The sequence below is a fragment of the Providencia sp. PROV032 genome, assembly GCF_028484875.1.
Taxonomy (GTDB): Bacteria; Pseudomonadota; Gammaproteobacteria; order Enterobacterales; family Enterobacteriaceae; genus Providencia; species Providencia rettgeri_E.
On record NZ_JAMPSX010000023.1, the window covers coordinates 16499 to 41468 of the forward strand.

A 24970-nucleotide genomic window follows, 5' to 3' on the forward strand; every position below is an offset into this window, starting at 1 on the left:
GCATATTAAAATTATTTAAATTAAAATAATGGGTTTATGGTGCAAAAAAGAAAACACCGCGGAGATGCGGTGTTAATGATGTCTAGATTTAGAACATAAATTGATAACAGGTTTCACTACAATAAATTTGATTAGGCTGTGAAATTGGGCTGTATCGCTCTCCCCATTCGGGATGATTAACGGCATCAGGAGGAAACTGCGTTTCAAATGCCACCCCGGAAAAAGGCGCATACGATTTGGTTTTACCTGCGACTGAAACCAAATAATTCCCGGTATAAAGCTGCATGGTGGGCATCGTTGTAAAAATATTCATTTTTACGTCTCCCTCAGGAGCGCTCAACGATGCTACCGCTTTGCGCCCATCGATACAGGCTGAATCAAGCACAAAAGTGTGGTCATAGCCCCCAGCGGCAACTTGGTCATTGTCTTGTAGAAAATCACGACCAATGAGTTTGCTTTGGCGAAAGTCAAAATTACTACCAGTGACATCACGCCACTCTCCACTCGGGATCCCTGTTTTATCTGTTGGTAAATAATAATCACCGTGTATCGTCAGAGCGTGATCTAACACCGTTTTTTCGCTACCCTCCCCCGCCAAATTAAAGTAAGTATGGTTGGTTAGATTTACAGGGCAGACCTTCGTAGTTTGGTGTTTATAACGGATAATCACTTGATTTTCATCTGTTAACTCATAACTCACTTCAACACGCAATTCCCCTGGAAAACCTTGATCACCATCCGGTGAGGTAAGTGAAAAAATTACCTTTTGGGCACTCAGTTGCGAAACAGCCCAAATACGATAACTAAAATTATCTTTCCCGCCATGTAAACAATGCGCCCCTTGATTGGCTGATACTGAGTAATTTTCACCGTGAATGGAAAAACGGGCATTTGCGATACGGTTAGCCACGCGCCCAACGGTCGCGCCCAAATACACATCCTGCTCTGCGTGTTGCTCCACATTCGGTGAACCTAAAACGACATCCCGTTTTCCACTCGCTAGCGGCAGAATACAGCTCATCCAGCTTGCCCCTAGACTTGTCAGGGTCATTTCTATACCATTTTTATTGGTTAACACTATGACTTTGGGTGTTTGATTTTTTTCTTGATTAAACAGCATGTTATATCAACTTTTTCAATATGTTAATTTGGTTTTAACTTACCACACTCGCACCTGAGCTTGGTTGGCAAACATAAATATCGGCTTGCAGACCTGTCGCTTTCTGGTATTGCGCTTCTACTGCGTCAATTACAGGCTGCACACATTGTTGCTGCATTAATGCCACCACACAACCACCAAAGCCTCCGCCAGTCATTCGCACCCCACCTTGAGTACCTAAAACCGACTTAACGATATCCACTAAAGTATCAATTTCTTGAACTGTAATTTCAAAATCATCACGCATAGAAATATGTGATTGCGCCATTAGCTCGCTTAGCTGCAATAAATCATTCTGTGTTAATGCTTTTGCTGCTGCCAAAGTTCGCTCGTTTTCACTGATCACGTGCTTGGCTCGCTTAGCAACAACAGGGGATAATTGATGCTGCTTCTGTAAAAACTCATCAAAAGTGACATCGCGTAACGCTTTCACCCCAAACAAATTAGCGGCTTCTTCGCATTGTTGGCGACGAGTATTGTATTCACTTCCAACCAAGCCACGTTGTTTATTTGAATTGATTATCATCACAACCAAATCATCAGGGATGGAAATAGGAAATAGCGCTAAACTGCGGCAATCAATCAATAGAGCATGACCTTCATCACCACAAGCTGAAATAAGTTGGTCCATAATGCCGCAGTTACAACCGACAAATTGGTTCTCCGCTTGTTGGCCATTCAGTGCGATATCTTGTTGACTAATATCTAATTGATACAATGCTTTCAGTGTCTGCCCAATCACCACTTCGAGTGAGGCAGAAGAACTCAAACCTGCCCCCTGCGGTACATTTCCACTCACAGCAATATCGCAACCGTTAAATGAAAGCCCGCGTTGTAAAAGAAACTTCACGACACCGCGAATATAGTTTGCCCACATTTTTTCAGGCAAAAATGCAATTTCGCTATCTAAACTGAATTCATCGCACTCATTATGGTAATCAGCCGCAACGACTCGGATTATACGGTCATCTCGTTTTGACGCGGCGGTCATCGTTTGGTAGTCAATGGCACAAGGCAATACAAAACCATCATTGTAGTCAGTATGTTCACCGATAATATTCACGCGCCCTGGGGCTTGAACATAAATTTCAGGTTGATAACCAAAGGTCTTTTCAAACGAGGAGGCAACAGTTTGCTTTAACGTTTCCATTTTTAATTATCCTTAATGCGTAATTTGCTTAACCCAGCAAACAGCTAAGTTAATTGTAATTTGATAAATGATTTAGCGGTTTAGCTTTGTTTATAATGGCAGTCACTCACATCACGCAAACGTTGTGCGGCTTGTTCAGGTGTGAGGTCCCGCTGGGTTTCCGCTAACATTTCATAACCCACCATGAATTTTTTCACTGTCGCTGAGCGCAATAATGGTGGATAAAACAAGGCATGTAATTGCCAATGTTCAATGCCTTGGCTGTCATTCATAAAAGGCGCAAAGTGCCACCCCATTGAATATGGGAAAGAACAGTGAAATAGATTATCGTAACGGCTTGTGAGTTTTTTTAGCGCAACAGCAAGGTCTGCACGAATAGTTTCATTCATTTCATCCATACGTCGAATGTGTCGTTTCGGCAACAGCATGGTTTCAAATGGCCAAGCCGCCCAATAAGGGACAAGAGCAATCCACTCTTCAGTTTCGACAACAATCCGTGAACCATCTTGCTGTTCCGCTTTAATGTAATCGGTCAATAAGTTACGACCATGGCGTTGATAATATTGCGCGAGAAAATGGTCCTTGCGTGCAATTTCATTCGGTAAAAAATCACTCGCCCAAATTTGTCCATGAGGATGAGGTTGAGAACACCCCATTATTTCCCCTTTATTTTCAAAAACTTGAATCCAAGTGTAACGCGCACCTAACTCAGCAATTTGTTGTTGCCATGTTTCGACAACGCCTTCAATGTCAGATACCGACAGTTCTGGCAACGTTTTACTGTGATCAGGTGAAAAACAGATCACTCGGCTAACACCACTCACCGATTGTGACTGAAACAATTCAGATTGATTATCAGGTTGGGCGCAGGGTTGTGCTAATAGCGCACCATGGTCGTTTTGGAAGACATAAGTTCCCTGATAGTTAGGATTCACTTCCCCTGAAACCCGTGTATTACCCGGGCAAAGAAAACAATGCTCATCATATTGAGGCAACTCCTCTATTGATGGTTTTTCATCTTTACCGCTCCACGGTCGTTTTGCTCGATGAGGAGACACCAGAACCCACTGCCCCGTTAATGGGTTATAACGACGATGAGGGCAATCAGACGGGTTAAATGGCATTGTATTCATTTCATTTATCTCCTAAACCTCATAGCCATTGGGATTATTTGATTGCCAACGCCAGCTGTCAGTCGCCATATCCTCTAGGGTTCGCTCCGCTTGCCATCCGAGTTCACGGTATGCTTTTTCTGGTGTTGACCAATATTCTGCGATATCCCCAGCACGGCGTGGTTCAATCACATAAGGAATGGCTTTTCCAACTGCTTTTTCAAAGGCGTGCAACATCTGCAAAACACTGGTGCCGTTACCCGTACCTAGATTGTAGCAATGTAACCCAGCTTGATTGCCAACCCCTTGCAGGGCAGCAACATGGCCATCAGCCAAATCCATAACATGAATATAATCACGAACTCCTGTTCCATCCACCGTAGGGTAATCGTTTCCATAAATCACCAGTTTTTCTCTTTTTCCTATCGCTACCTGGGTGATATAAGGCGTTAAATTATTTGGGATCCCTTGCGGGTCTTCGCCTATTAAACCTGATGGGTGGGCACCAACCGGGTTGAAATAACGTAATAATGTTAATGACCATGACGGATCCGAGCGAAATACATCAGATAAACAACGCTCAACCATATATTTACTGGTGCCATAAGGGCTTTGAGTATTACCCGTTGGAAACGCTTCAGTGATAGGTAAATGGCTGGGTTCACCATATACCGTGGCTGACGAACTAAAAATCAAGCTTTTCACGTTTGCTTCTTGCATACAGCGCAGTAATACCAATGTTCCATTGAAATTAACATCATAGTATCTAAGGGGTTTTTCTACCGATTCCCCAACCGCTTTTAACCCTGCAAAATGAATAACTGAATGAAATTGATGAGAAGAAAAAACAGAGGAGAGCTGTTGCTCGTTTCGGACATCATATTGATAAAATACCGGACGTACACCGGTTAATACCTCAATACGATTAAGCACTTCTTTCTTTGCATTACACAAATTATCTATAATAACTGGTGATAGCCCTGCTTTTATTAATTGAACACAAGTATGACTACCGATATATCCAAGCCCACCTGTAACGAGTATTTCAACCTGTTGCATTTCTCTTCCCCCAATACAGCCTAAATTACAATCTGTCTTCCAACGTACCATTGCTACGGAGTATAACAACGAGTTGGGATAAGATTCTGTGATCAATCTCGACTTAGTGTAAACGTTTACACAAAAATATAAAATTCAGTGCATCATGACAGTCGTCAAACCATTTAGTTGGGAGATAAATCCTTGTTATTCACAAGATGAATATGAAACGCTTTATGATTTGTATGGTTCATTAGCTCAGATTCAGGGGTAGCTCTCAAATGAAAAAAGCCCACATTTGTGGGCTCTGTTGCTAACAAACCAGTCTGCATTAACCTTCTACGCTAACTTTTTTCTTCGTCATTATCATTGCAATAATTAATAACAAAATTAAGAAAATTGATAGAGTTAATAACAAGGAGTAGAAGCCATTCCATTGGTATTTTTCAATAACGATTGATAATGGATACCCCGCGATTGATGCACCAATATAGGCAAACAAGCTAACAAACCCAGTTGAAGCACCTGCAGCATTTTTATGCGAGTTTTCAGCGGCTGCCATCGCAATCAAAAATTGAGGACCAAAAATGAAGAACCCAGTCATAAAGAATAAGAAAGAAAATACATATTCGTTATCAACAGGAACAATCCATAAACAGAATGACGTGATAATAATCCCGAGCGCATAAATGACATTCATTTGCGCACGATTTCCTTTAAAGATTAAATCGGAGCCCCATCCTGCAACAATCGCACCAAAGAAACCGCCAATTTCAAACATCATGACGACAGCATTGGCCGACAATAAATTAAAACCGTGTTCTTCAATTAAATACAGGTTTGCCCAGTCATTTATCCCTGTTCTGACGATGTAAATCACCGCATATGAAATAGCAAGAACCCATAACACTTTATTTTTAAAGATATATTCGTTCAATATTTTGCCTAAAGGTAAACCCGCCCCTTTGGCTTCATATTTTAATTCTTCAAGATCATTTCGCCATTCACCAACCGTCGGTAAGCCCATTGTCCGAGGCCTATCACGTAATAAAATACATAATCCAATACCAATCACAATGGCAATAATTCCCGGAATGATCATCCCATAGCGCCAGCCAAGGGCTAATGCGACACCGCCCGATAGAATTGGAATTATCGCGCCGCCAATATTATGTGATGTATTCCAAATGGCCCACCAGAGCCCTCGTTCATTACGTGAATACCATGTGTTAAGTATTTTTGCACAAGGCGGCCAACCCCAACCTTGGAAAAAGGCATTTACCATCCACAACACGATAAACATACTGATTGAAGAGGTTAGCCCAAACAGGATGTTTACAACGCCTGTTGCTATCAAGCCAATCCCCATAAAATAACGTGGATTTGAACGGTCACCAATGATGCCAGAAAGAAATTTAGATGCCCCATAAGTCAGGTAGAATGCGGTTCCAACCATCCCTATATCGGCCTTTGTAATACCTAAATCAGTTAGCATTTCAGGCATAACAAAATTAAAGCTTTTGCGTGTGAAATAAAAAACGGCATAGCCAATATAACTGACAATCATTAAGTGTAATCGCCAGTATTTATATTTAGCGTCGATTTCAGACTTCGACATTGTGACTGGTATATCTGGTTGTTCTTTAAATATTGACATATTCAACCCCGGCTAAAAGTACAAGCAGGCAAAAATATGACAATAATTTAGTGGTAACAATAAGTGAAAACACCTAATTGTTACATTTTTATTACAGTTTTATTACAGAATGTTACCTTCATCAAAAAATGAATATTTTTATCTATTCCCTATAACACTCAAAAGAAAAATGAACTACCCAGTGTTATATAAGCTGTTTAGATGAAATAACATGAACCCCTTTAGTGGGATTTATTGCAGCCTCAAATAATGCTTTCGCAATATTTGTTGCGGGGCTAACTTGGCAGCTCGCGGGCAATATAGATGATAGACAGGAAATAATACGGATCACAACGACTTCACCCAAACGCACTTTTTGGCGGTCACCACTAATCACATTCGGGCGAACTAAAGTTAAAGAATCAAACCCCAGTGACATTAAATCTTGTTCAAGCTGCCCTTTCACTCGACTATAGAAAAATGGTGACTTCGCATTTGCCCCCAACGCAGAAGTCAATACAAATGTTGGGCAATGCCATTTTTTGGCCAGCTGTGCACAGGTTAATGGATAGGTGTAGTCTACTAGGCGAAATGCCGCCTTCGAGCCCGCCGCTTTGAGGGTTGAGCCCAGCGCACAAATCACAGCATCGACTTCCCATAATGCAGCGTCGTCCGGTAAATGGTTAAAATCAACAATAGGTGCTTGTAATTTCTCATGCTCTGCTAATGCATATCGTGTTGGCGCTATCACCTGAGTCACACGAGAATCTGCAAGTGCCAATGATAAAACATGGCTGCCCACAAGGCCTGTCGCACCTAATAGTAATATTTTCATTTTATTCACCCATGCAATGAATGGATACATTCGATTATAGCCCGGCCAGTGAGGATCCACTAGATTAATGCTGTTTTTTCGTACTAACTTAGTTATTTGTGGCTCTTTTGTTGTTTGATTGTGAAAATTGCTTGATATTAGTAATTATTCTAAAGATAATCATTCTCAATATCATTTCGATTATCAACAAACTTAGTATGGTAAATAATATGACAGCCCCAGTTGCAGAAAATACCGTCGAAACGGCAAAACACACCGTAAAAACTGACGTGATAGAAAGCCAACAATTATTGGGCCCTGCTGGTAAGGTCTCAATTCAACATAATGGCGAACTTTATCAATTGAGACAAACACGTACCGGTAAATTGATCTTAACTAAGTAAGCCAGACCCAAAATAAGTCGTACCAAAATTTAATTCGCAAGCCACCTAGAGTAATTATCCAGGCAGCCAGCTTAATCTAAACATAGGAAAAGGTTTCTTATGGAGTTTAAACTGACGTCTGTATTTCACATTTGTGCTGCTAAATATCGAACTAGCAAGGATAGCCACTCGATACCTGACTATCGCACAGCGGTAGCATTAATGTGCCACATCCAAAGTAGTACGGCTAACCATAAAACCATAGCCTGCTATTACCTCAGCTTTATAGCTTCATTATTTGTTTACTCCTCTTGCTATGTTCAGACACTACTTACATGCAATTTTTCCTGTGTCATACCGAATTCAGGTCCTCCAGACCAACTCAACATCATCAATTAATACGAATTCACTCTGCTTAATACAGATAAAAACTATATGGAGTATCACAATTATGTCCCCTGTTTTGCGAATGTCAGTCCTGACCAGCGCCATCTTAGGCGTGATAGCAAGTGCTCACGCACAAACACCAGAGCCAACCCCCAAAAAAAATCATCATGATGTGATGACCGTCTATGCGACAGGGAGCGAACGTGACAGCTTCGAAACCCCGATGATGGTCACGGTGATCAAAAATAATTCACCTGAAACAAAAACGGCCAGCACGGTCAATGATATTTTACGTAAAGTCCCAGGGATTGGCGTCACGGGAACCAGCCGAGCGAATGGACAAGATATTTATATGCGTGGGTTTGATCGACGCGGCATTTTGACTTTGGTTGATGGTATTCGCCAAGGCACAGATACAGGCCACGTCAATGGCACCTTTATCGACCCCGCACTGATTAAACAAGTTGAAATCATTCGCGGCCCTTCTGCTCTACTCTATGGCAGTGGTGCTATGGGCGGTGTGATTGCTTGGGAAACTGTTGATGCCAAAGACTTGTTGCGTGAAGGCCAAGACCACGGTTTCCGTGTCTTTACTGAAGCTGCTACCGGCGATCATAGTTTCGGTTTCGGCGGCACTGCGTTTGGCCGTAGTGATAACCTTGATGGCCTCTTCAGCTTTGTTACCAAAGAAACTGGTAATGTCCGCATGAGTAATGGCGATGACATGAAAAACAAAGAAACCATCGGTAACCTGCTGGCGAAAGGTACATGGCAAATCGATGATACACAGAAATTATCAGGCCAAATGCGTTACTACAACAACGATGCCAATGAGCCTAAAAACCCGCAAGAAATTAATGCAGGGAGTGACAATCTAAAAGTGAACCGCACCACCCGCCAACGTGATGCTCAGCTGACTTATCAAATTAAGCCAGGTTCACAGGACTGGTTAAATTTTAAAGTCACGCCTTATTACTCCGATATAAACATTACGGCAAAAGGCCAAGGAACCCCCTATGAAGGCCGAACACAAAAAACCTATGGCATAAAAGCAGATAACCGCTCTAACTTTTATGACTTGCCATTAGCGTCGCATAATCTAACTTACGGCAGTGAAGCTTATAAGCAAAAACAAACTCCTTATGCTGCCACCACCCAATTCCCCGATGCGGACATCACCTTTGCATCCGGCTTTTTACAAGATGAAATTAGCCTAAAAGATTTGCCTGTTTCCTTTATTGTCGGTACGCGTTATGACCACTATAAAGCCACATCAGATGGCAATGAAGATGTGAAAAAAGGCAAATGGTCATCTAAAGGTGCCGTTAGCATTACACCAACAGAGTGGTCAATGCTATTTGCGTCATATTCAGAAGCCTTCCGAGCCCCTTCCATGATGGAAATGTATAACGACGAGGTCCACTTCCAAATGGGGCCAATCGTCAATAGATGGAGACCCAATCCTAACCTGAAACCTGAATCAACCCGTACTGCTGAGTATGGATTTGGCTTACGTTTCGATGACCTATTGATGGATCGTGACAACCTGCAATTTAAAGCCAGCTATTTTGATACCAAAGCGAAAGATTACATCAACACATATGTGAATGTTGATAGATATGTTCTGCAAAATAACTACACCACATCAATCAATACTAAACGTGCCAAAATTTGGGGATGGGATGCCTCAATGGATTATAAAACAGACTATTTCAACTGGAGTTTGGCTTATAACCATACTGAAGGAAAAGATGAATCTAATGGAAAATCCATCACATCAATTAAGCCTGATTCTGTCACCAGTAATCTGGCCGTGCCTATCTCAGACAGCGGTTTTTCCGTGGGCTGGTTAGGCGAATTCACACGCCATACTGAATTCAATAAAGCTTCTAAAGCAGAACAACAAGCGGGCTATGCCGTGCATGACTTCTACGTCAGCTACCAAGGTGACGGGCAACTCAAAGGGTTAGGAACCAGTGTCGTATTAGGCAATGCTTTTGATAAAGAATATTACTCATCACAAGGCATTCCTCAAGATGGACGTAATGCCAAGCTGCTTGTCAGCTTCCAATGGTAATTCACACAATATTAAGGAGATAAACGTGAATTCAGCACTTTACGAGCGTTACCAACAAGCAAAAACAGATAACAAAGCCAAATACGCTCGCGATCTCGCCGCTTATTTAAATGTATCTGAAGCTCAGCTGCTGCATAGTCGTGTTGGCCACGACAAAGCGGTTCGTTTAAACGTCGATGCCCCCACTTTATTGACAGAATTAGCCACTGTTGGAAAAGTGAAAGCGATTACCCGTAACGAGTATGTGGTTCATGAGCAAGTTGGCCGTTATGACAATGCGACATTTAGCCCCCATGGCGGTTTGATTTTAAACCCTCGAGCTCTTGATTTACGGATGTTTTTTAGCCATTGGGACGCTATATTTGCTTTGACAGAAGACAGTAAGCACGGTGAACGTCACAGTATCCAATTCTTTGATAAACAAGGTGATGCACTACATAAAGTTTACACCACCGATGAAACGGATATGGCGGCATGGCAAGCACTGATTGAAAAATACGCTACGCCAGACAATGCCGAGTTAACTCACGAGCCTGCGGCTGCATTTACTAATCAGCCCGTCAGCGAAGAACTGAAACAACAGTTAGAGCAAGAGTGGCGCAACATGACGGACGTTCACCAGTTCTTTGTTCTACTCAAGAAAAATAACCTCAGCCGCCAGCAAGTTTTCGCTGCGGTTAGCGATGATTTAGCATGGAAAGTGCCTAATGATTCCTTCAATCAGCTGATTAATACTGCGTTCAAAGATCAAAACGAAATTATGATTTTTGTGGGCAACCGCGGATGTGTGCAAATTTTTACTGGTGAAATCAAAAAAATCATGCCATATCAAAGTGAAGGTTCAGACTTAAAGTGGCTAAATATTTTCAATCCTGATTTCACCTTGCACATGATTGAAAATGGGATTGCCGAATGCTGGGTCACACGCAAGCCAACACAAGATGGCCATGTGACTAGCCTTGAAGTCTTCGATAACCAAGGAAATCAAATCGCACAAATGTATGGGCAGCGTACGGAAGGGACTCCAGAGCAAGAGCAATGGCGCCAACAAGTCACCGCATTACCCCGCATTTAAAATAGGTAACTTATTATGAAACAATGGCTTCTAATCTTATCAACGCTGTTTATCTCTTTTGGTTCTTATGCAGCAGAACGTATCGTCACCTTAGGGGGTGATGTGACGGAAATTGTGTATGAACTCGGAGCACAGGAACAGCTCGTCGCCCGTGACAGCACCAGCCTTCACCCAGAGCAAGCCACCAAACTCCCTGATGTGGGCTATATGCGTATGCTTAACGCAGAAGGTGTGCTGTCAATGCGCCCGACTTTAGTCCTTGCGAGTGAGTTAGCCAAACCCTCAATGGCTCTCTCGCAAATCGAAAAAAGTGGCGTAAAAATTATCAAGGTGACAGGGAAACCCAGTTTAGAAGCCATTCCAGAAAAAATTACCACCATCGCTAACGTGGTCGGTAAAACAGAGCAAGGAAAGCAATTAGTTGATCAATTTAACCAACAGCTCAGCCAAGTAAATACAACTCCTATCGATAAAAAAGTCCTGTTCATTATGAGCCACGGTGGTGTTATGCCTTTAGCAGCAGGACGGCACACCGCGGCAGACAGCGTGATTAACGCAGTCGGTGCAAAAAATGCCATGAGCAGCTTCGACAGCTATCGTCCTCTATCCCAAGAAGGTTTGCTATCAAGCCAACCCGATTTAATCATTTTCACCAAAGAAGGGGTTAAATCATTAGGCGGAATAGAAAATGTGTGGAAATTACAAGGAATGTCAATGACCCCCGCGGGGAAAAATAAAGCGCTTCTGGTTGTTGATGATGTCGGCATGCTCACCTTCAGTTTAGGTACGCCTGAAGTCATGAAACAACTACGTGAGGCATTAGAAAAATCCCAATGAGTCGCTTTAAAAACCCATTTTTGGTGATTATCGTTTTATTGTTCGCACTTGGTGGCTTAGTTCTCATCGCGTCGAATGCAGGCGCAATGAACTTTTCATTAAAAGCACTGTGGCAGGCATCTGCCACAGACTCGGATTGGCAGATATGGCTGAATATCCGCCTTCCTCGTGTGTTAATTGCCATTTTAGTCGGCCTTGCTTTGGCGGTGTCTGGTGCCATTATGCAAGGGTTATTTCGTAATCCCCTCGCCGATCCTAGCTTACTCGGTATCAGCAGCGGCGCAGCCCTATCCGTTGCTGCATTTATTGTTTTCTCGGTTTCATTACCTACCGTGATGCAAGGATATGGCCATGTTGCTGCCGCTTTTATCGGAAGCCTAGCCGTTTCTTTTATTATTTTTAGCTTAAATCGTTCATCAAATGGCAACCTCGCAAAATTACTTCTTGCGGGCATCGCTATCAATGCCCTGTGCATGTCATTCATTGGTGTTCTTAGCTATATCAGCAATGACCAACAACTCAGAACATTTAGCTTATGGATGATGGGGACACTCGGTAATGTTGATTGGACATCATTGACCATCGCAGCTTCCGTTATTCTGCCTATTTGTGCTGTCTGCTTAATGCAGGGAAATAAACTCAATATTCTGCAATTAGGGGATGAAGATGCACATTACCTCGGGCTTAATGTCGAAAGAACCAAATTTATTTTATTATTCCTCAGTGCCATTTTAGTTGGTTGTGCTGTTGCTATGAGCGGTGTTATTGGTTTTGTCGGCCTCGTTGTTCCGCACCTCATTCGTATGACGCTTGGGCCTGATCATCGTTGGCTCATTCCTGGTTCCGCTATCGTCGGTGCGGGGTTATTACTGATTGCCGATACTGTTGCGAGGACTGCGGTTGCACCTGCTGAAATTCCTGTTGGTTTACTGACAGGGTTAATTGGTGGCCCCTACTTCTTATGGCTCATTTTGCGACAGCCTGCAGGGAGGATCTAAAAATGCAAACAAAACCGTTCTTGTTAGAAGCCCAAAATTTATCGTATAAAATCAGTGAAAAGACGCTTATAGATAATGTGAGTTTATCTATTGAGCAAGGGGAATTCGTGGTAATTATTGGCCCCAATGGCGCAGGGAAATCCAGCCTATTAAAATTGCTAACAGGCTATAACACCCCAACTCATGGCACATGCTTTATTGAAGGCCGAGCGATGCTTGACTGGGACCACAATGCACTGGCACGAAAACGTGCCGTCATGAAACAACATAGCCACTTACAATTTGCTTTTACTGTCGAAGATGTTGTTGCGATGGGGAGAACCCCCTACGGTTCAGAACATAAACACACCGCCATTGATGAAGCTTTATCACAAACCAGTTGCCAATCACTACGCCAGCGAGACTACCGCCAGCTTTCAGGGGGGGAACAGCAACGCGTTCAATTGGCTCGAGTATTAGCGCAATTATGGCAACCCACAGCTCAACCCGCTTGTTTGTTTCTTGATGAACCCACTTCAGCACTTGATTTATACCACCAACAACATAGCTTACGGTTACTACATCAACTTACCCGTCAACGACCGTTAGGCGTTTGCTGTGTATTACATGACCTGAACCTAACCGCGCTATATGCAGATAAAGTGTTATTAATTCATGATGGGAAGTTGGTCGCCCAAGGTTCCCCTACCGATGTTTTAACGACTGAAAACTTAACACGTTGGTACCAAGCTGACCTCGGTGTAACTCAACACCCTGAAAATAATACACCTCACATTTATTTGCGCCACTAACTCAGGCTTAATAAGCACTTTATCTAACTCAATTTAAAGGTTAAGTGCTTTATTACTTTGACCTGACAAAATAATTATCAATTCATATTTATTTTTATATTCAACCAATATTTTTAATAATTTAAATTTTTCATATCACTAACTTTACTCCTTTAATGCACTTTAGATAATAAAGCAGTTATTAACCTCCAAACGCGTAGAATTTATATAATGTATTAATAAAACATTATATTTCAAAAATAAATTTCAGGTAACTTCACTTAGAATACCTTAGCATCGCGAAAATATTTCAAAGGGTTTACATGGAAAATAACATTATTGAGACATTAATTGAGTTAACACATCGAGGAAATGATGATGTTAAAATTGCAGCTATTTCTGCTTTAGGTGATTATAAAGTCACCGTTGAACAACGAAATGCAATCAACCGCTTACTTGAACTCTGTAAAGACCCGAATAGAGATGTCGCAGTGTCCGCCATAAAAGCATTGAGTAAACTCTCTGAGCATTTTTAATATACAATTAACATCCTTCCTCAATACTTTTCTTAAAACCAAAAGATTTTAATTGGATCCCCCCATCTCTAAAGCCACTAACGGATGAATAGCTAGTCGTATTTCTGCCTATTTATCCGTTATTTCAATTACTCCCATATTAACCAAAACTCAGATTAGTTGTGTTTTTTGATATTAATAAATTATTTATTTTCGTAGCATTCCCAATATTGAAATTAATATCTCAAAAACACATGAGTTTTAATTAACTTATTTAGTGATACTCATAAGTAGGATAGTAAATGGATAACAAAGTCATCAGTACATTACTTGATTTAACAAAAAGAAAAAATGATGATGTAAAAATAGCTGCCATATCAGCGTTAGGTGATTGTAATATACGGCCAAAACAACATAATACGATTAATCGGCTGCTTGAATTATGTAATGACCCAAATAAAGATGTCGCAATCAGTGCCATTAAAGCAATAAGCAAGCTCTCATACGGGGGCTTCGAATAGCGATTTAGTCTTATTATGGTAAAATCATAGAAATAGTCAGGTGAAACCCATTATTGGTCCCACCTAACTATATTTAGCAATTATTGTTATTTAGCAATTATCGTTTAAATAGCGTGCATGGAATGCAATATGCTCACCAATAAAGCTACTAATAAAGTAGTAACTGTGATCATAGCCATCACGTAGATTCAATCGATATTCAAATTGCTTTTTGTCACAAACACCGGCAAATAACTCAGGTTTTAATTGCTCTTGATAAAAAGGATCCGCAGTGCCTACATCCACTAAAATAGGTGGGATCGCCTCAGATTTTCTAATCAATTCAACGGTATCATATTGGGACCAACTCTCCGTTTCTTCCCCCAAATAAGCCATAAAGGCTTTTCGTCCCCAAGGAACTTGGGTTGGCGCAACAATCGGAGAAAATGCAGATAAACTAGAATATCGCCCTGGATTGCGTAAGCCAATCATTAAAGCCCCATGCCCTCCCATCGAATGACCAAAAATAGCGCGTTTATCTGTTACAGGCAGATGCGTTTCAACTAAATCGGGTAACTCAGACACAATATAATCATACATCCTGTAATGATTGCGCCATGGCGCTTGCTGAGCATTCACATAAAAACCAGCACCTTGCCCTAAATCATAGGCTTCGTCATCAGCGACCTCTGCACCACGAGGACTGGTGTCTGGTGCAATTAGGATCACGCCATATTCTGCCGCAAATTGTTGGGCTCCCGCCTTAGTGATAAAGTTTTGTTCATTACAGGTTAACCCTGATAACCAATAAATTACTGGGCAAGCCGCTGTTTTCGCTTGTGGTGGTAGGTAGACGGCAAACTTCATTTCACAGCCGAGTACGGTGGATTGATGTTGATAAACATCCTGCCAGCCCCCAAAGCACGCATGGCGTTCAATTCTCTCCATCAAAGACTCCTTAATCATAGTGAATAACGGTGCGGATTGATTTACCTTCATGCATTAAATCAAATGCGTCATTAATACTCTCTAACGGCAATGTGTGCGTCACAAATGGAGACAGCTCAATGTCGCCCTTCATGGCATCTTCAACCATTTTTGGCAATTGACTACGGCCTTTCACACCACCAAATGCGGTGCCACGCCATGAACGCCCTGTAACTAATTGGAATGGTCGAGTTGAAATTTCTTGCCCTGCTCCAGCAACACCAATGATAATCGATTGGCCCCATCCCCTGTGTGCACTTTCAAGTGCGGCACGCATAACATTAACATTACCAATACATTCAAAAGTATGATCAACACCCCACTGGGTTTTCTCAATCAGTACTTGCTGAATTGGCTTATCAAAATCGTTAGGATCCAAACACTCTGTCGCACCAAATTGACGTGCTAATTCAAACTTAGACGGGTTAGTATCAATGGCTATAATGCGGCCAGCCTTTGCTTGTCTTGCCCCTTGAATAACCGCAAGACCAATACCTCCGAGCCCAAAAACGGCAACAGAGTCACCTTCTTGTACTTTCGCCGTATTATGTACAGCACCAATACCGGTCGTCACTCCACACCCTAATAAACACACTTCTTCATGGTTGGCTTGAGGGTTAATTTTCGCCAAAGAAACTTCAGCAACCACCGTATACTCGCTGAATGTTGAACAACCCATATAATGGTAAACTGGCTGCCCATTATAAGAAAAACGGGTTGTTCCATCTGGCATCACACCTTTACCTTGTGTTTCCCTAACAGAGACGCATAAGTTTGTTTTACCTGATTCACAAAAAACACATTTTCCACATTCTGCTGTATAAAGTGGAATGACATGATCACCTACGCTAACGCTAGTAACACCTTCACCGACTTCCACAACAACACCTGCACCTTCATGCCCCAATACCACAGGAAATAAACCTTCAGGGTCATCACCTGACAATGTAAAAGCATCCGTATGGCAAACCCCAGTATGGCTAATTTTAACTAACACTTCCCCAGCCTTTGGTGGCATGACATCAATTTCGACAATTTTTAATGGCTCACCGGGACCAAATGCGACTGCTGCACGTGATTTCATCGTTATTCCTTCTTTTTACCGCAAATATGTTCGAATTAATGAGATAGCATCGTCTACAGAGTCTTTTTGCAACTGTGTTGTCGCAGACTCTTGAAGCCCTTCCCGTAAATGACTTTCTAATACCCCGGCCATCAGACCGTTAACGGCCCCTCGAATAGCGGCGATTTGTTGTAAAATGGCCGCACATTCAACTTCATCTTCCAAGGCCGACTCCAAAGCAAGTAATTGACCTTTCAATTTTCTGACCCGTGTAAGGACAGCTTTTTTTTCTTTTGGGGAATGTGGCATATTTAAGCCCCTTTAATATACATAGGGGGAGTATAGTATTGGTCGGATTATCTGTACAGAATTCCTTATTTTTATGACCCAAAAAGACAAAATAATACCCAGTGGAAAAGTAAAACAGTAAAACACCAATATCGAGCTTTACTGTCTCCAATTAGGAATAGAGCAACGCTACAACAAGTTGAAGTATTTATCTGGCCGGTACTGAGGAGGAAGTGGTTGAATATCTAACATATCCAATGCATTACGCTCAATACTATTACAAATGGCATTAAGCGGTAAATCATTTGCAGCAACCCCGAATGGGTCTTCAAGTTCTTCCGCTAATGCATCCCACGCTAAGAAAGTATAAGAAATAAAAACAGACACCAATGGCGTCATAAAATGTAAGTCAACGACCAACGCAAAAGGAAGTAATGAACAAAATAAGTAGACTGTTCGCTGTAAAATGAGTGTATAAGCGAATGGGATCGGTGTATTAGAAATACGTTCGCAACCACCGAGTACCTCCGATAACGCATTAATATCTTTATTAATGGCTTGAAAAAGTACATCACTGATGACTTTTCTATCACGTAATTCCCCCACCTTTAGGCCTATCTGCAATAATATTCGGCTGGTGGGAAACGGGCTCTGGATAACCTCATCAAAAACAGCTCGGGGCAGCAACCTATACAAATCAATGATTGGGCTAGTTTTTCTTAATTCATGTTTAAGGCTCCAACCAAAAGCGATCAATAAATTCGCGAACTCCTTCTGTTCTACGGGATCATTGGGTAATAATCCTTTAATATTCCTGAGAATATTTCTTTGGTTGATCAATAACGAAGCCCAAAGCGTTCGAGCCTCAATCAAGCGGCTGTAACATGCATTATTACGAAAACCTAGGAATATTGCGATAGCAATCCCTAGTAAACTAAAAGGGGCAATCGTTAAGTGTATACCTAATCGTTCGTACCATTGAAAACTGAGTACGGCCACGATAGATATCATGATATTTAGAGAAAGCCGAAATGTTATTTTTGACAGTACAGAACCATGCCAGTCGAATAACCGAAAAAACCAGTGTTGATGAGGGCGAATAACCATAAGAAGACATATTGTGTTAAGAAAACGACATTAACTTATTATTTCATTGATTAATTCAATACGCTAGCGCCAAACAAAAAATTAAAGTGAAAGTTACTATAATTATAACAAGTGGCAATTGCGCTAAATTCATCTAACACGGTTTATTTTATAAATAATATTGGGTTTTAATATTACCTATTACATTACTTTTTAGCAGCTTTTAAGCGTTCAATTTCATCTTGTAGCGCCTCTATCTGCTGCTCTAAATGTTCAGTTTCAGTAAAACTATATCGATGATTTAGTTTAGTTGGGCCTGTCGCTCCAGAATAATGGTCATAGCAATTATTTTGCACATTTGAAATCGCACGCTCTAATCCTGCAACCCTATTTCGATTTCCATGCATTTTGGCATATTTTAGTTGTTTCTCTAGTTGATAGATTTTTTTATCACAACCATAGTATTTATAACTTGCTTGAGCAGATACTGGAATAATCAGTGTTGATAAAATTATTAACAGTATTTTTTTCATGTTACATTCCTAATTCAAGAAATAATTTACCAGTGACTATTTCATCATTTTGATACATTATTAATATAGGCAAGCTCCTAATTTAACTTAAGCGAGATAAATATAACACGCAATTCGTATAAAACCACCAAAAATGGTAACATTAATTTATTGTTAACTTGGGGAACTAAGTGGCGATATTTTTTCACATGATTTATTACAGACAGACATATTTTTCCTTGATACCTTAAAGCTAAAGGATTTCTCTACAAGGATGTAGCCCATTTTTGGTATTTATGTAGGTTGAAAATACGTGCATTTACTGAGTTGCTAACAAAAAAACACATCAATTTAATTAACTCATATTTAATCGATTATTCTACAAAATTATCCATTTATATTTATTTCCATCAAAAACACTTATTTAAATTGTCGAAATTTATTATTTTCGATGAAATCTGATTCAGAATAGGTCGAAACGTTCTCCCCCTGTCATATTTATTTTGCGACGATTAACTTAGTATGGATATACTCTTTGATTAAAAGAAGATAACATCAAATGAGAGTCGCATGCATCACACTGAATTCGAACTCACGTTCTCAAATGCTAACGAACAACAATTTCATATCGCATTAAAACAAGCAAGTCAGGAATATCTGCAAGCTAAACAAGATCACGTGTATGCCAGCCTAGCTGACCTTACTGTAATCGGGGTCTTATTTATTGTTGCCCTTCTGAGTTATCTTCCAACAATCATGACAACATCTACCTCAATTTACATATTGTCCTATTTTGTATTTGTTTTACTTATCATGCTATTAAATGTAATTGGCCAGCACGATGCCTGTCACAATACCCTGTTTAAATCAGGCTGGAAAAATCGGTTATTTGGCCGTTTAGTCACATTACCTTTAGGCTTAGAGCCGGAGTTTTGGCGTACACGTCACGTTCATTATCACCATCACTACGCCAACATCGAACATTACGATTTAGACACTGAAGAAAATGGTATATTCCGCCAAACGCCATTTCAACGGTGGCGGCCTTTTATGAAATATCAGCATATTTATTGGCCTTTCATTGCATCGTTGTCACTCACATGGATTGCTCTCGTATTTGATTGGTCCGATAGGACTGGGAAAACACGCTTAAAGGCGCAGAAAGTACTCGAGGGTAAACTGGGTTGGGGGCTATTTTTAGGCAGCAAAATATGCCATTTAATACTGATGCTTGGCATTCCATTATTCGTAGCTCACAACCATGGGATCAGCTTAACAACAATATTTATCACTTATTTGTTGAGCCAAATGGTCGCATCCATTTTTGTCATTTATCTATTACTAGGTACACATTGGGCAGAGACACAGTTTTTCACTGCGCCCGAAGATAAACAAATTAAGCATGGCTGGTACCACCATAATTTTGTCACGGCTTGTGACTGGTTACCTACCCCTCATTATTTATGGCGCTTAACAGGAGGATTAAACTACCACCTTACACACCATATTTTTCCTCACTGGCATCATCGTCACTACCCTGCTTTAGCTCAAATTTTAGCTAGGCTAGCGCAGCAATATGATATGCCATACCGCTGTATTGATTACAAACAACTCGTTGCGGCCCAAATACGATTTCTAAAAAAAATGGGCAACCGCCATTACAGTAAGAATATTAGTCATTTTGAAAATAATAACCTTCTCAATTATTATCTCTGAGCCCACGGGTTTAGAGATAACATCTAAATAAATCCTTAAGGTTTATCTTCCTTATCTTTGTTACACTTAAAATAAGCAATAACCTTATTATTAGTGACGAATAATTAAAACAATTGATTGACTTGTTGATATAAGTTCAGACAAATACCGGTTATTATTAACAAAATGACCTTTATTTATCTTTTGTTTACTATTTATTTATTAAAAAATTATTAAATTGCTCGTTAGATTTATTGAAGCTTTATTTAAGTTATAAAAAATATAATCAAATAAAAATTAGATTTCATTTACACACTACAATTTTAGAATGGTTGGTGCTCGCATGAAAAAAGCAGAGTATTTTATAAAAAAATTACGCTCACTCATTATGAGTGATAAAATCTATCTCTCTAATAAATTTACTAAAAAACTCAATTATCGCCCTGATTTTAAAGTACCCAAAAGCTTTAATGAGAAAGTAAACTTTAGAATGCTACGAGATAAAAATCCATTATATTCACAATATGCGGATAAACTTACGGTCAGGGGATATATTTCCCGAACAATAGGAGATGAATATTTAGTTCCTATTATAGCCACTTATAAAAATACCGATGAAATCGATATAAATAAACTGCCAGAGCGTTTTGTTTTAAAATGTAATCATGATAGTGGCAGTAGCATTATTTGTCGCAATAAAGCACAATTTGATTGGCCAAAAGCTAAAAATAAATTGGATTTTCACTTAACTAAAAATCTTTACTATATTACTCGTGAACGCCATTATAAAACGATACCCGCACAAATTATGTGCGAAGAATATATTGATTTATTTGCTAATAAAAACCGAAAGTTAGTACCTGAAACATGCAGGATCCACTGCTTCTCTGGTAAGCCTGTCTATGCAGAGATTGACTACTCCGACGAATTTGGCAATGAATTTATTAATATTTACGATACCAACTGGCAATTGCAACCCGTGACTTTTGGTTATCCAAACATGATGGAACCTGTACCTGAGCCACCATTATTCAAAGAAATGTTACGATTAGCAGAAATACTCGTCACACCTTTTGATTATTGCCGAGCTGATTTTTTGATGTCTGATGAAAATACGTTGTATTTCAGTGAACTCACTTTCGCTCCAAATGCAGGTAGAACTGAAATATCGCCGCTATCATGGGATTTCAAATTGGGAGAGCTTTGGGAACAACGTATTGTCCGTAACACAAGGCATTTACCCATTGAAGCACAACTGGCACCTTCAATTGCAAATAAAAAGAAATAATTAGAACGTAAAAAAGGCTCTGAGATTACTCACAGAGCCTTTTATTTGCCGGTTTTATTTATCGACAAAATTAATTTGCTAACACGCTGGCTTTGCGACGTAAGCTGGCAATTAACATATAAATTGCAGTCACTAGCAGCACAATAAAGAAGAAATTCACTAACCCATTATATTGGCCTAAAAACGTCCCCGCAGCGATAGGTCCCATCGCTGAACCAATACTGTAACTAAACAGCATCACTTGGGTTGCAGCAACAATGTAAGAGGAATCTAAGCCATCACACGCTAGCGTTATCGCCACTGGATATAAGGCAAAAGTTGACATGCCGAGTAATCCTAAAGCGACAATCATCACCAAATAATCACTCGAAATATAAATAACTCCCATAGCAAAAACACCTAATAATGAAACCATGGCAAGCAATAAGGTTTTACTCATTAAAATAGATAATTTGCTAACAACTGGCTGTATTAACATCCCACCAAGAATAATTGAAGCCATCAACACCCCCACTTGATCGGTGGTGAACTGGTCTTTTTTCAATGATAACGGCATTAACCCATAGATAGTCCCCATGGTAATTCCAGAAACCATACAACCAATAATTGCAGGTTTACTTAAACGAGCAATTTTCTTCAATGATAATTTTTGATGTGAACCACTATCTGGCTGGCCTTGACGTACCAATAACGGTGGCATGACCGCCAATAATAATAGTCCTAATACCACCATAAACGGATAAGTACCCTGAGTTCCAATGACACCAATAGCAAGCTGGCCAAGGGTTGTTCCGCCATACAATGACGTCATATAAAAACTTAAACGTTTAGCGCGCTCTTTCGGATTGTCACCAATCAATAACCAAGATTCAACCACCACAAAAATCCCCGCCACTGCTACCCCCGCAATTAAGCGATTCGGTAACCAAGCTTCAATGGTTGGTGCCCATGGCAGTACGATAACTGTCGCGGCAAGCATCAATAAGAAACCTATAAATGCAAGGCGATGGCCTATTTTGGCAATAACGGGTTCAATTAACATTGAGCCAATTAATAGACCAATATAATACGCACTCGCTAACCAGCCCGCATATTGCGTATCAATACCAAAGCTTCCCATCGATAATGGGATTAAACTCATTAAATAACCCGATGCAATAGCAAAAATCGTTAACCCTGCAACAGGAACGAATGCATTGTCGCGTTTGCGCATGATAGTAGTGGACTGATTCACGCCCCACTCTCCAACTAACAAAATAAATAATATGCGCTGCAACTACATCGTAGAATACGACAACATTGTGTTCCTAATTAAAGAACACATTTCGGCGATTAGTGCAGTAGTAAAAAAACAAAGATAAGACTAATTTGAGCGCAATATAGAACGTTCAATCATGAAGTTAAAATGAGAAAATCTAATGGTGACTAACAAAATAATTTATGTGAGAAAAATCACGTTTTTTATGTCAGCGACCCCAGATCAAAAACGGCAGAAAAAAGAAGATAATTACTTAAAAAACAGATAATTATAAAAATCGCGAATAAAGACACCTCTGTTACTTTTAGATACAACTTAAACTAAATACAAGGCACCTAAAAAGTGCTTAATCACAAAAAAAATTATTTATTGTTTTCTCCTGCTGAATAAGCTGATTGATGAAGCAAATTCGCCTTGCTCAATTTACTAAAACAATTTATTTCACTTTTTTACTTAAAATAGAGAAATTAATTTTCTAATAATAAAATTAAGCCAACACTGATAACTATCATTCTCTATTCTTTGCCTTTAGTGACTTATGACGCCTTAATATTCATATTGTTGATGAGTACCTAATTTGCATACTATCTTCCTTTGGAAGGCAAGCACCTCTCAAAAGGTGATTAGGAATGGGAAGAAAGTCTTCGCCATAGCGTCGTTCTGCTAATACCTAGATACTGAGCCACGGCTTTACGGTCACCATTAAATTTAGCCATCACCTCTTCTAACGATTCATTAGATTTATCTTTTATTACAGCGTCCTTATATTCACTTTCCTGCCTTTCTGGGGATAAACTGGTTAGCATTTGTGTTGTGATCGTTTTTTCTGGGTAAGCACTGCAATACAACGCGACTCGCTCCATTAAATTTCTGAGTTCTCGCACATTACCGGGCCATGAATAATCAAGAAAAAAACGTTTACATGCAATTAACTGTTGCACGCGAAATGCGGGGAGTGGCAAGATCAAGCCTGCAAAAGCTAATTTAAGTAGCCGCTCCGCTAATACTAAAATATCATCACCACGTTCGTTGAGCGCAGGCACGCGCATTCTCAGTACTCCGAGCCGATAGAAAAGATCGGCTCGAAAACGTCCTTCTTTCACCCAACGGTCTAAATCACAATGGGTTGCACAAATGACCCGAACATTCACTTGCAGCGGTTTATACCCGCCGACTCGCACTACAGATCGCTCCTCGAGAACCCGCAACAATTTTGTTTGCAATGCGATAGGCATTTCACCGATTTCATCTAAAAACAGTGTTCCACCACTCGCCAATTCAAATAGACCTGCTCGACCACCGCGACGAGATCCCGTAAAAGCACCTTCTTCATAACCAAATAATTCGGCTTCTAATAATGTTTCAGGTATCGCCCCACAGTTAACGGCAACAAAAGGCATTTGCTGTTTACTACGCTTATGTTGATTAAATAAGGTATATTCGTGATGGATCCCTTGCGCCACCATCTCCTTTCCTGTTCCACTCGCACCTTGGATCAATACCGTTGCATCAGAGCGTGCATACAACATAATAGTTTGCCTAACACGCTCCATCGATAATGACGAACCAATCAAGTCGTTTATGGTATAACGAACTTTTGCGGGGTTAGGCGGAAGGTATTTACCTTGCGAATGGTTTTCACGCCTCGACATTCGGCTTAATTCGATAGCATCTGAAAATGCTTGCTGTATGGTTTCTGTGGAATAGACAAAAACCCCAGTCATCCCCATTTCATCCGCCAAATCCATGATTAATCCAGCCCCCACGACAACAGAAATCCCCATGGCTTTTAGTGCTTTAAGCTGAGACCTTGCATCCTCCGCAGTGACGTAGCTCCGCTGCTCGATTTGTAAACCAAAACGCTGCTGAAATTCATCTAATGAAGAAAGCGTTTTTTTATAATTGATGATCCCGACTTTATCGCTAATTTCCCGAGCTTGAGCCAATGCTTGCATAACATCGAAACCACTGATTTTCACAATAATAACAGGGACTGAAACATGGCTTTTTAAATAAGCCCCATTTGAACCGGCACTGATAATGGCATCACAGTGCCCATCCTGTAATCGTTGACGAACGGCCTCTACCGCCTGCTCAAAACCAAGATTGAGTGGCGTGATTTCCGCTTGCTCACTAAATTCAGGGCTGATATCTCGAAACAATGTAAATAATCGGGACACTGAAACCGTCCAAATAATGGGTTTTTCCATCGTCACCCTACCTTCTCAATACGTTTCAAATTTGTTTCATTTAACAATATATGGTTTCAATGAAACATACCAACCGATTATTTTAAATTTGGTTTTCTTATCACAAACAAAAAAATCCCCACCCGATTGATT

General features: G+C 40.4%; 23 protein-coding genes. 10 read left to right on the top strand and 13 right to left on the bottom strand.

Features of this window, described 5'->3' with window-relative positions:
- Positions 1 to 88: 88 nt before the first annotated feature.
- The 6 genes from galM to PSF42_RS15495 all read right to left on the bottom strand — a co-directional run bounded on the left by galM (position 89) and on the right by PSF42_RS15495 (position 6930).
- Positions 89 to 1120, bottom strand: coding sequence for a galactose-1-epimerase (gene galM, locus PSF42_RS15470; protein ID WP_125894026.1), 1032 nt, complete (start codon positions 1118 to 1120; stop codon positions 89 to 91).
- 34 nt (positions 1121 to 1154) lie between these two features.
- Positions 1155 to 2309 carry a galactokinase gene (gene galK, locus PSF42_RS15475; protein ID WP_125894028.1) on the bottom strand — a complete coding sequence of 385 codons (1155 nt, stop codon included), beginning with the start codon at positions 2307 to 2309 and terminating at the stop codon, positions 1155 to 1157.
- 80 nt (positions 2310 to 2389) lie between these two features.
- Positions 2390 to 3442 (bottom strand): UDP-glucose--hexose-1-phosphate uridylyltransferase, encoded by a 1053-nt coding sequence (locus tag PSF42_RS15480; protein WP_272680325.1) that lies wholly within the window; start codon positions 3440 to 3442, stop codon positions 2390 to 2392.
- 12 nt (positions 3443 to 3454) lie between these two features.
- On the bottom strand, positions 3455 to 4480 hold the full coding sequence (gene galE / locus PSF42_RS15485; RefSeq protein WP_272680326.1) for a UDP-glucose 4-epimerase GalE: 1026 nt from the start codon (positions 4478 to 4480) through the stop codon (positions 3455 to 3457).
- 310 nt (positions 4481 to 4790) lie between these two features.
- The gene (gene uhpC, locus PSF42_RS15490; protein WP_248466776.1) at positions 4791 to 6116 is read right to left on the bottom strand and encodes an MFS transporter family glucose-6-phosphate receptor UhpC; all 1326 of its coding nucleotides are present in this window, start codon (positions 6114 to 6116) and stop codon (positions 4791 to 4793) included.
- Positions 6117 to 6300: 184 nt separating this feature from the next.
- A complete protein-coding gene (locus tag PSF42_RS15495) occupies positions 6301 to 6930 on the bottom strand; it encodes an NAD(P)H-binding protein (protein WP_272680327.1) in 630 nt (209 codons plus the stop codon).
- A gap of 209 nt (positions 6931 to 7139) precedes the next feature.
- On the opposite strand from PSF42_RS15495, the gene hemP reads away from it, so the two are divergent.
- The 8 genes from hemP to PSF42_RS15535 all read left to right on the top strand — a co-directional run bounded on the left by hemP (position 7140) and on the right by PSF42_RS15535 (position 14472).
- Positions 7140 to 7313: a hemin uptake protein HemP gene (hemP, locus tag PSF42_RS20830; protein ID WP_229597470.1), complete on the top strand. Its 174-nt coding sequence runs from the start codon at positions 7140 to 7142 to the stop codon at positions 7311 to 7313.
- A gap of 430 nt (positions 7314 to 7743) precedes the next feature.
- Complete coding sequence (locus PSF42_RS15505) at positions 7744 to 9756, top strand: TonB-dependent hemoglobin/transferrin/lactoferrin family receptor (protein ID WP_272680328.1); 2013 nt, start codon at positions 7744 to 7746, stop codon at positions 9754 to 9756.
- Positions 9757 to 9781: 25 nt separating this feature from the next.
- Positions 9782 to 10831 carry a hemin-degrading factor gene (locus PSF42_RS15510; protein ID WP_125894040.1) on the top strand — a complete coding sequence of 350 codons (1050 nt, stop codon included), beginning with the start codon at positions 9782 to 9784 and terminating at the stop codon, positions 10829 to 10831.
- Between the two features lie 15 nt (positions 10832 to 10846).
- The gene (locus PSF42_RS15515; protein WP_272680329.1) at positions 10847 to 11668 is read left to right on the top strand and encodes a heme/hemin ABC transporter substrate-binding protein; all 822 of its coding nucleotides are present in this window, start codon (positions 10847 to 10849) and stop codon (positions 11666 to 11668) included.
- Positions 11665 to 12666, top strand: coding sequence for a FecCD family ABC transporter permease (locus PSF42_RS15520; protein ID WP_125894044.1), 1002 nt, complete (start codon positions 11665 to 11667; stop codon positions 12664 to 12666). Before PSF42_RS15515 ends, PSF42_RS15520 begins: the two co-directional genes overlap by 4 nt.
- 2 nt (positions 12667 to 12668) lie before the next feature.
- Positions 12669 to 13457, top strand: a complete 789-nt coding sequence (locus PSF42_RS15525) for a heme ABC transporter ATP-binding protein (RefSeq protein WP_213914348.1) — start codon at positions 12669 to 12671, stop codon at positions 13455 to 13457.
- A gap of 302 nt (positions 13458 to 13759) precedes the next feature.
- On the top strand, positions 13760 to 13972 hold the full coding sequence (locus tag PSF42_RS15530; RefSeq protein ID WP_213914349.1) for a HEAT repeat domain-containing protein: 213 nt from the start codon (positions 13760 to 13762) through the stop codon (positions 13970 to 13972).
- 281 nt (positions 13973 to 14253) lie between these two features.
- Positions 14254 to 14472, top strand: coding sequence for a HEAT repeat domain-containing protein (locus tag PSF42_RS15535; protein ID WP_213914350.1), 219 nt, complete (start codon positions 14254 to 14256; stop codon positions 14470 to 14472).
- Positions 14473 to 14562: 90 nt separating this feature from the next.
- Here the strand turns inward: PSF42_RS15535 and fghA are convergent, their stop codons facing one another.
- The 5 genes from fghA to PSF42_RS15560 all read right to left on the bottom strand — a co-directional run bounded on the left by fghA (position 14563) and on the right by PSF42_RS15560 (position 18408).
- Positions 14563 to 15399: an S-formylglutathione hydrolase gene (gene fghA / locus PSF42_RS15540; RefSeq protein ID WP_213914351.1), complete on the bottom strand. Its 837-nt coding sequence runs from the start codon at positions 15397 to 15399 to the stop codon at positions 14563 to 14565.
- A gap of 10 nt (positions 15400 to 15409) precedes the next feature.
- Positions 15410 to 16522, bottom strand: coding sequence for an S-(hydroxymethyl)glutathione dehydrogenase/class III alcohol dehydrogenase (locus tag PSF42_RS15545; RefSeq protein ID WP_102137454.1), 1113 nt, complete (start codon positions 16520 to 16522; stop codon positions 15410 to 15412).
- A 15-nt stretch (positions 16523 to 16537) separates the two neighbouring features.
- Positions 16538 to 16810 (bottom strand): formaldehyde-responsive transcriptional repressor FrmR, encoded by a 273-nt coding sequence (gene frmR, locus PSF42_RS15550; protein WP_004261729.1) that lies wholly within the window; start codon positions 16808 to 16810, stop codon positions 16538 to 16540.
- 168 nt (positions 16811 to 16978) lie between these two features.
- On the bottom strand, positions 16979 to 17896 hold the full coding sequence (locus PSF42_RS15555) for a bestrophin family protein (protein WP_272680330.1): 918 nt from the start codon (positions 17894 to 17896) through the stop codon (positions 16979 to 16981).
- Positions 17897 to 18081: 185 nt separating this feature from the next.
- Positions 18082 to 18408 (bottom strand): DUF1090 family protein, encoded by a 327-nt coding sequence (locus PSF42_RS15560; RefSeq protein ID WP_125894054.1) that lies wholly within the window; start codon positions 18406 to 18408, stop codon positions 18082 to 18084.
- Between the two features lie 549 nt (positions 18409 to 18957).
- Between PSF42_RS15560 and PSF42_RS15565 the strand changes: the two genes are divergently transcribed.
- Together PSF42_RS15565 and PSF42_RS15570 are read left to right on the top strand one after the other, a co-directional pair.
- Positions 18958 to 20103, top strand: coding sequence for a fatty acid desaturase family protein (locus PSF42_RS15565; RefSeq protein ID WP_272680331.1), 1146 nt, complete (start codon positions 18958 to 18960; stop codon positions 20101 to 20103).
- A gap of 322 nt (positions 20104 to 20425) precedes the next feature.
- The gene (locus PSF42_RS15570) at positions 20426 to 21370 is read left to right on the top strand and encodes an ATP-grasp fold amidoligase family protein (RefSeq protein WP_125894058.1); all 945 of its coding nucleotides are present in this window, start codon (positions 20426 to 20428) and stop codon (positions 21368 to 21370) included.
- A gap of 70 nt (positions 21371 to 21440) precedes the next feature.
- On the opposite strand, the gene PSF42_RS15575 is transcribed toward PSF42_RS15570, so the two are convergent.
- On the bottom strand, positions 21441 to 22583 hold the full coding sequence (locus PSF42_RS15575) for an MFS transporter (RefSeq protein ID WP_213914361.1): 1143 nt from the start codon (positions 22581 to 22583) through the stop codon (positions 21441 to 21443).
- Positions 22584 to 23251: 668 nt separating this feature from the next.
- Positions 23252 to 24838 carry a propionate catabolism operon regulatory protein PrpR gene (gene prpR, locus PSF42_RS15580; RefSeq protein ID WP_125894060.1) on the bottom strand — a complete coding sequence of 529 codons (1587 nt, stop codon included), beginning with the start codon at positions 24836 to 24838 and terminating at the stop codon, positions 23252 to 23254.
- Between the last annotated feature and the right edge of the window lie 132 nt (positions 24839 to 24970).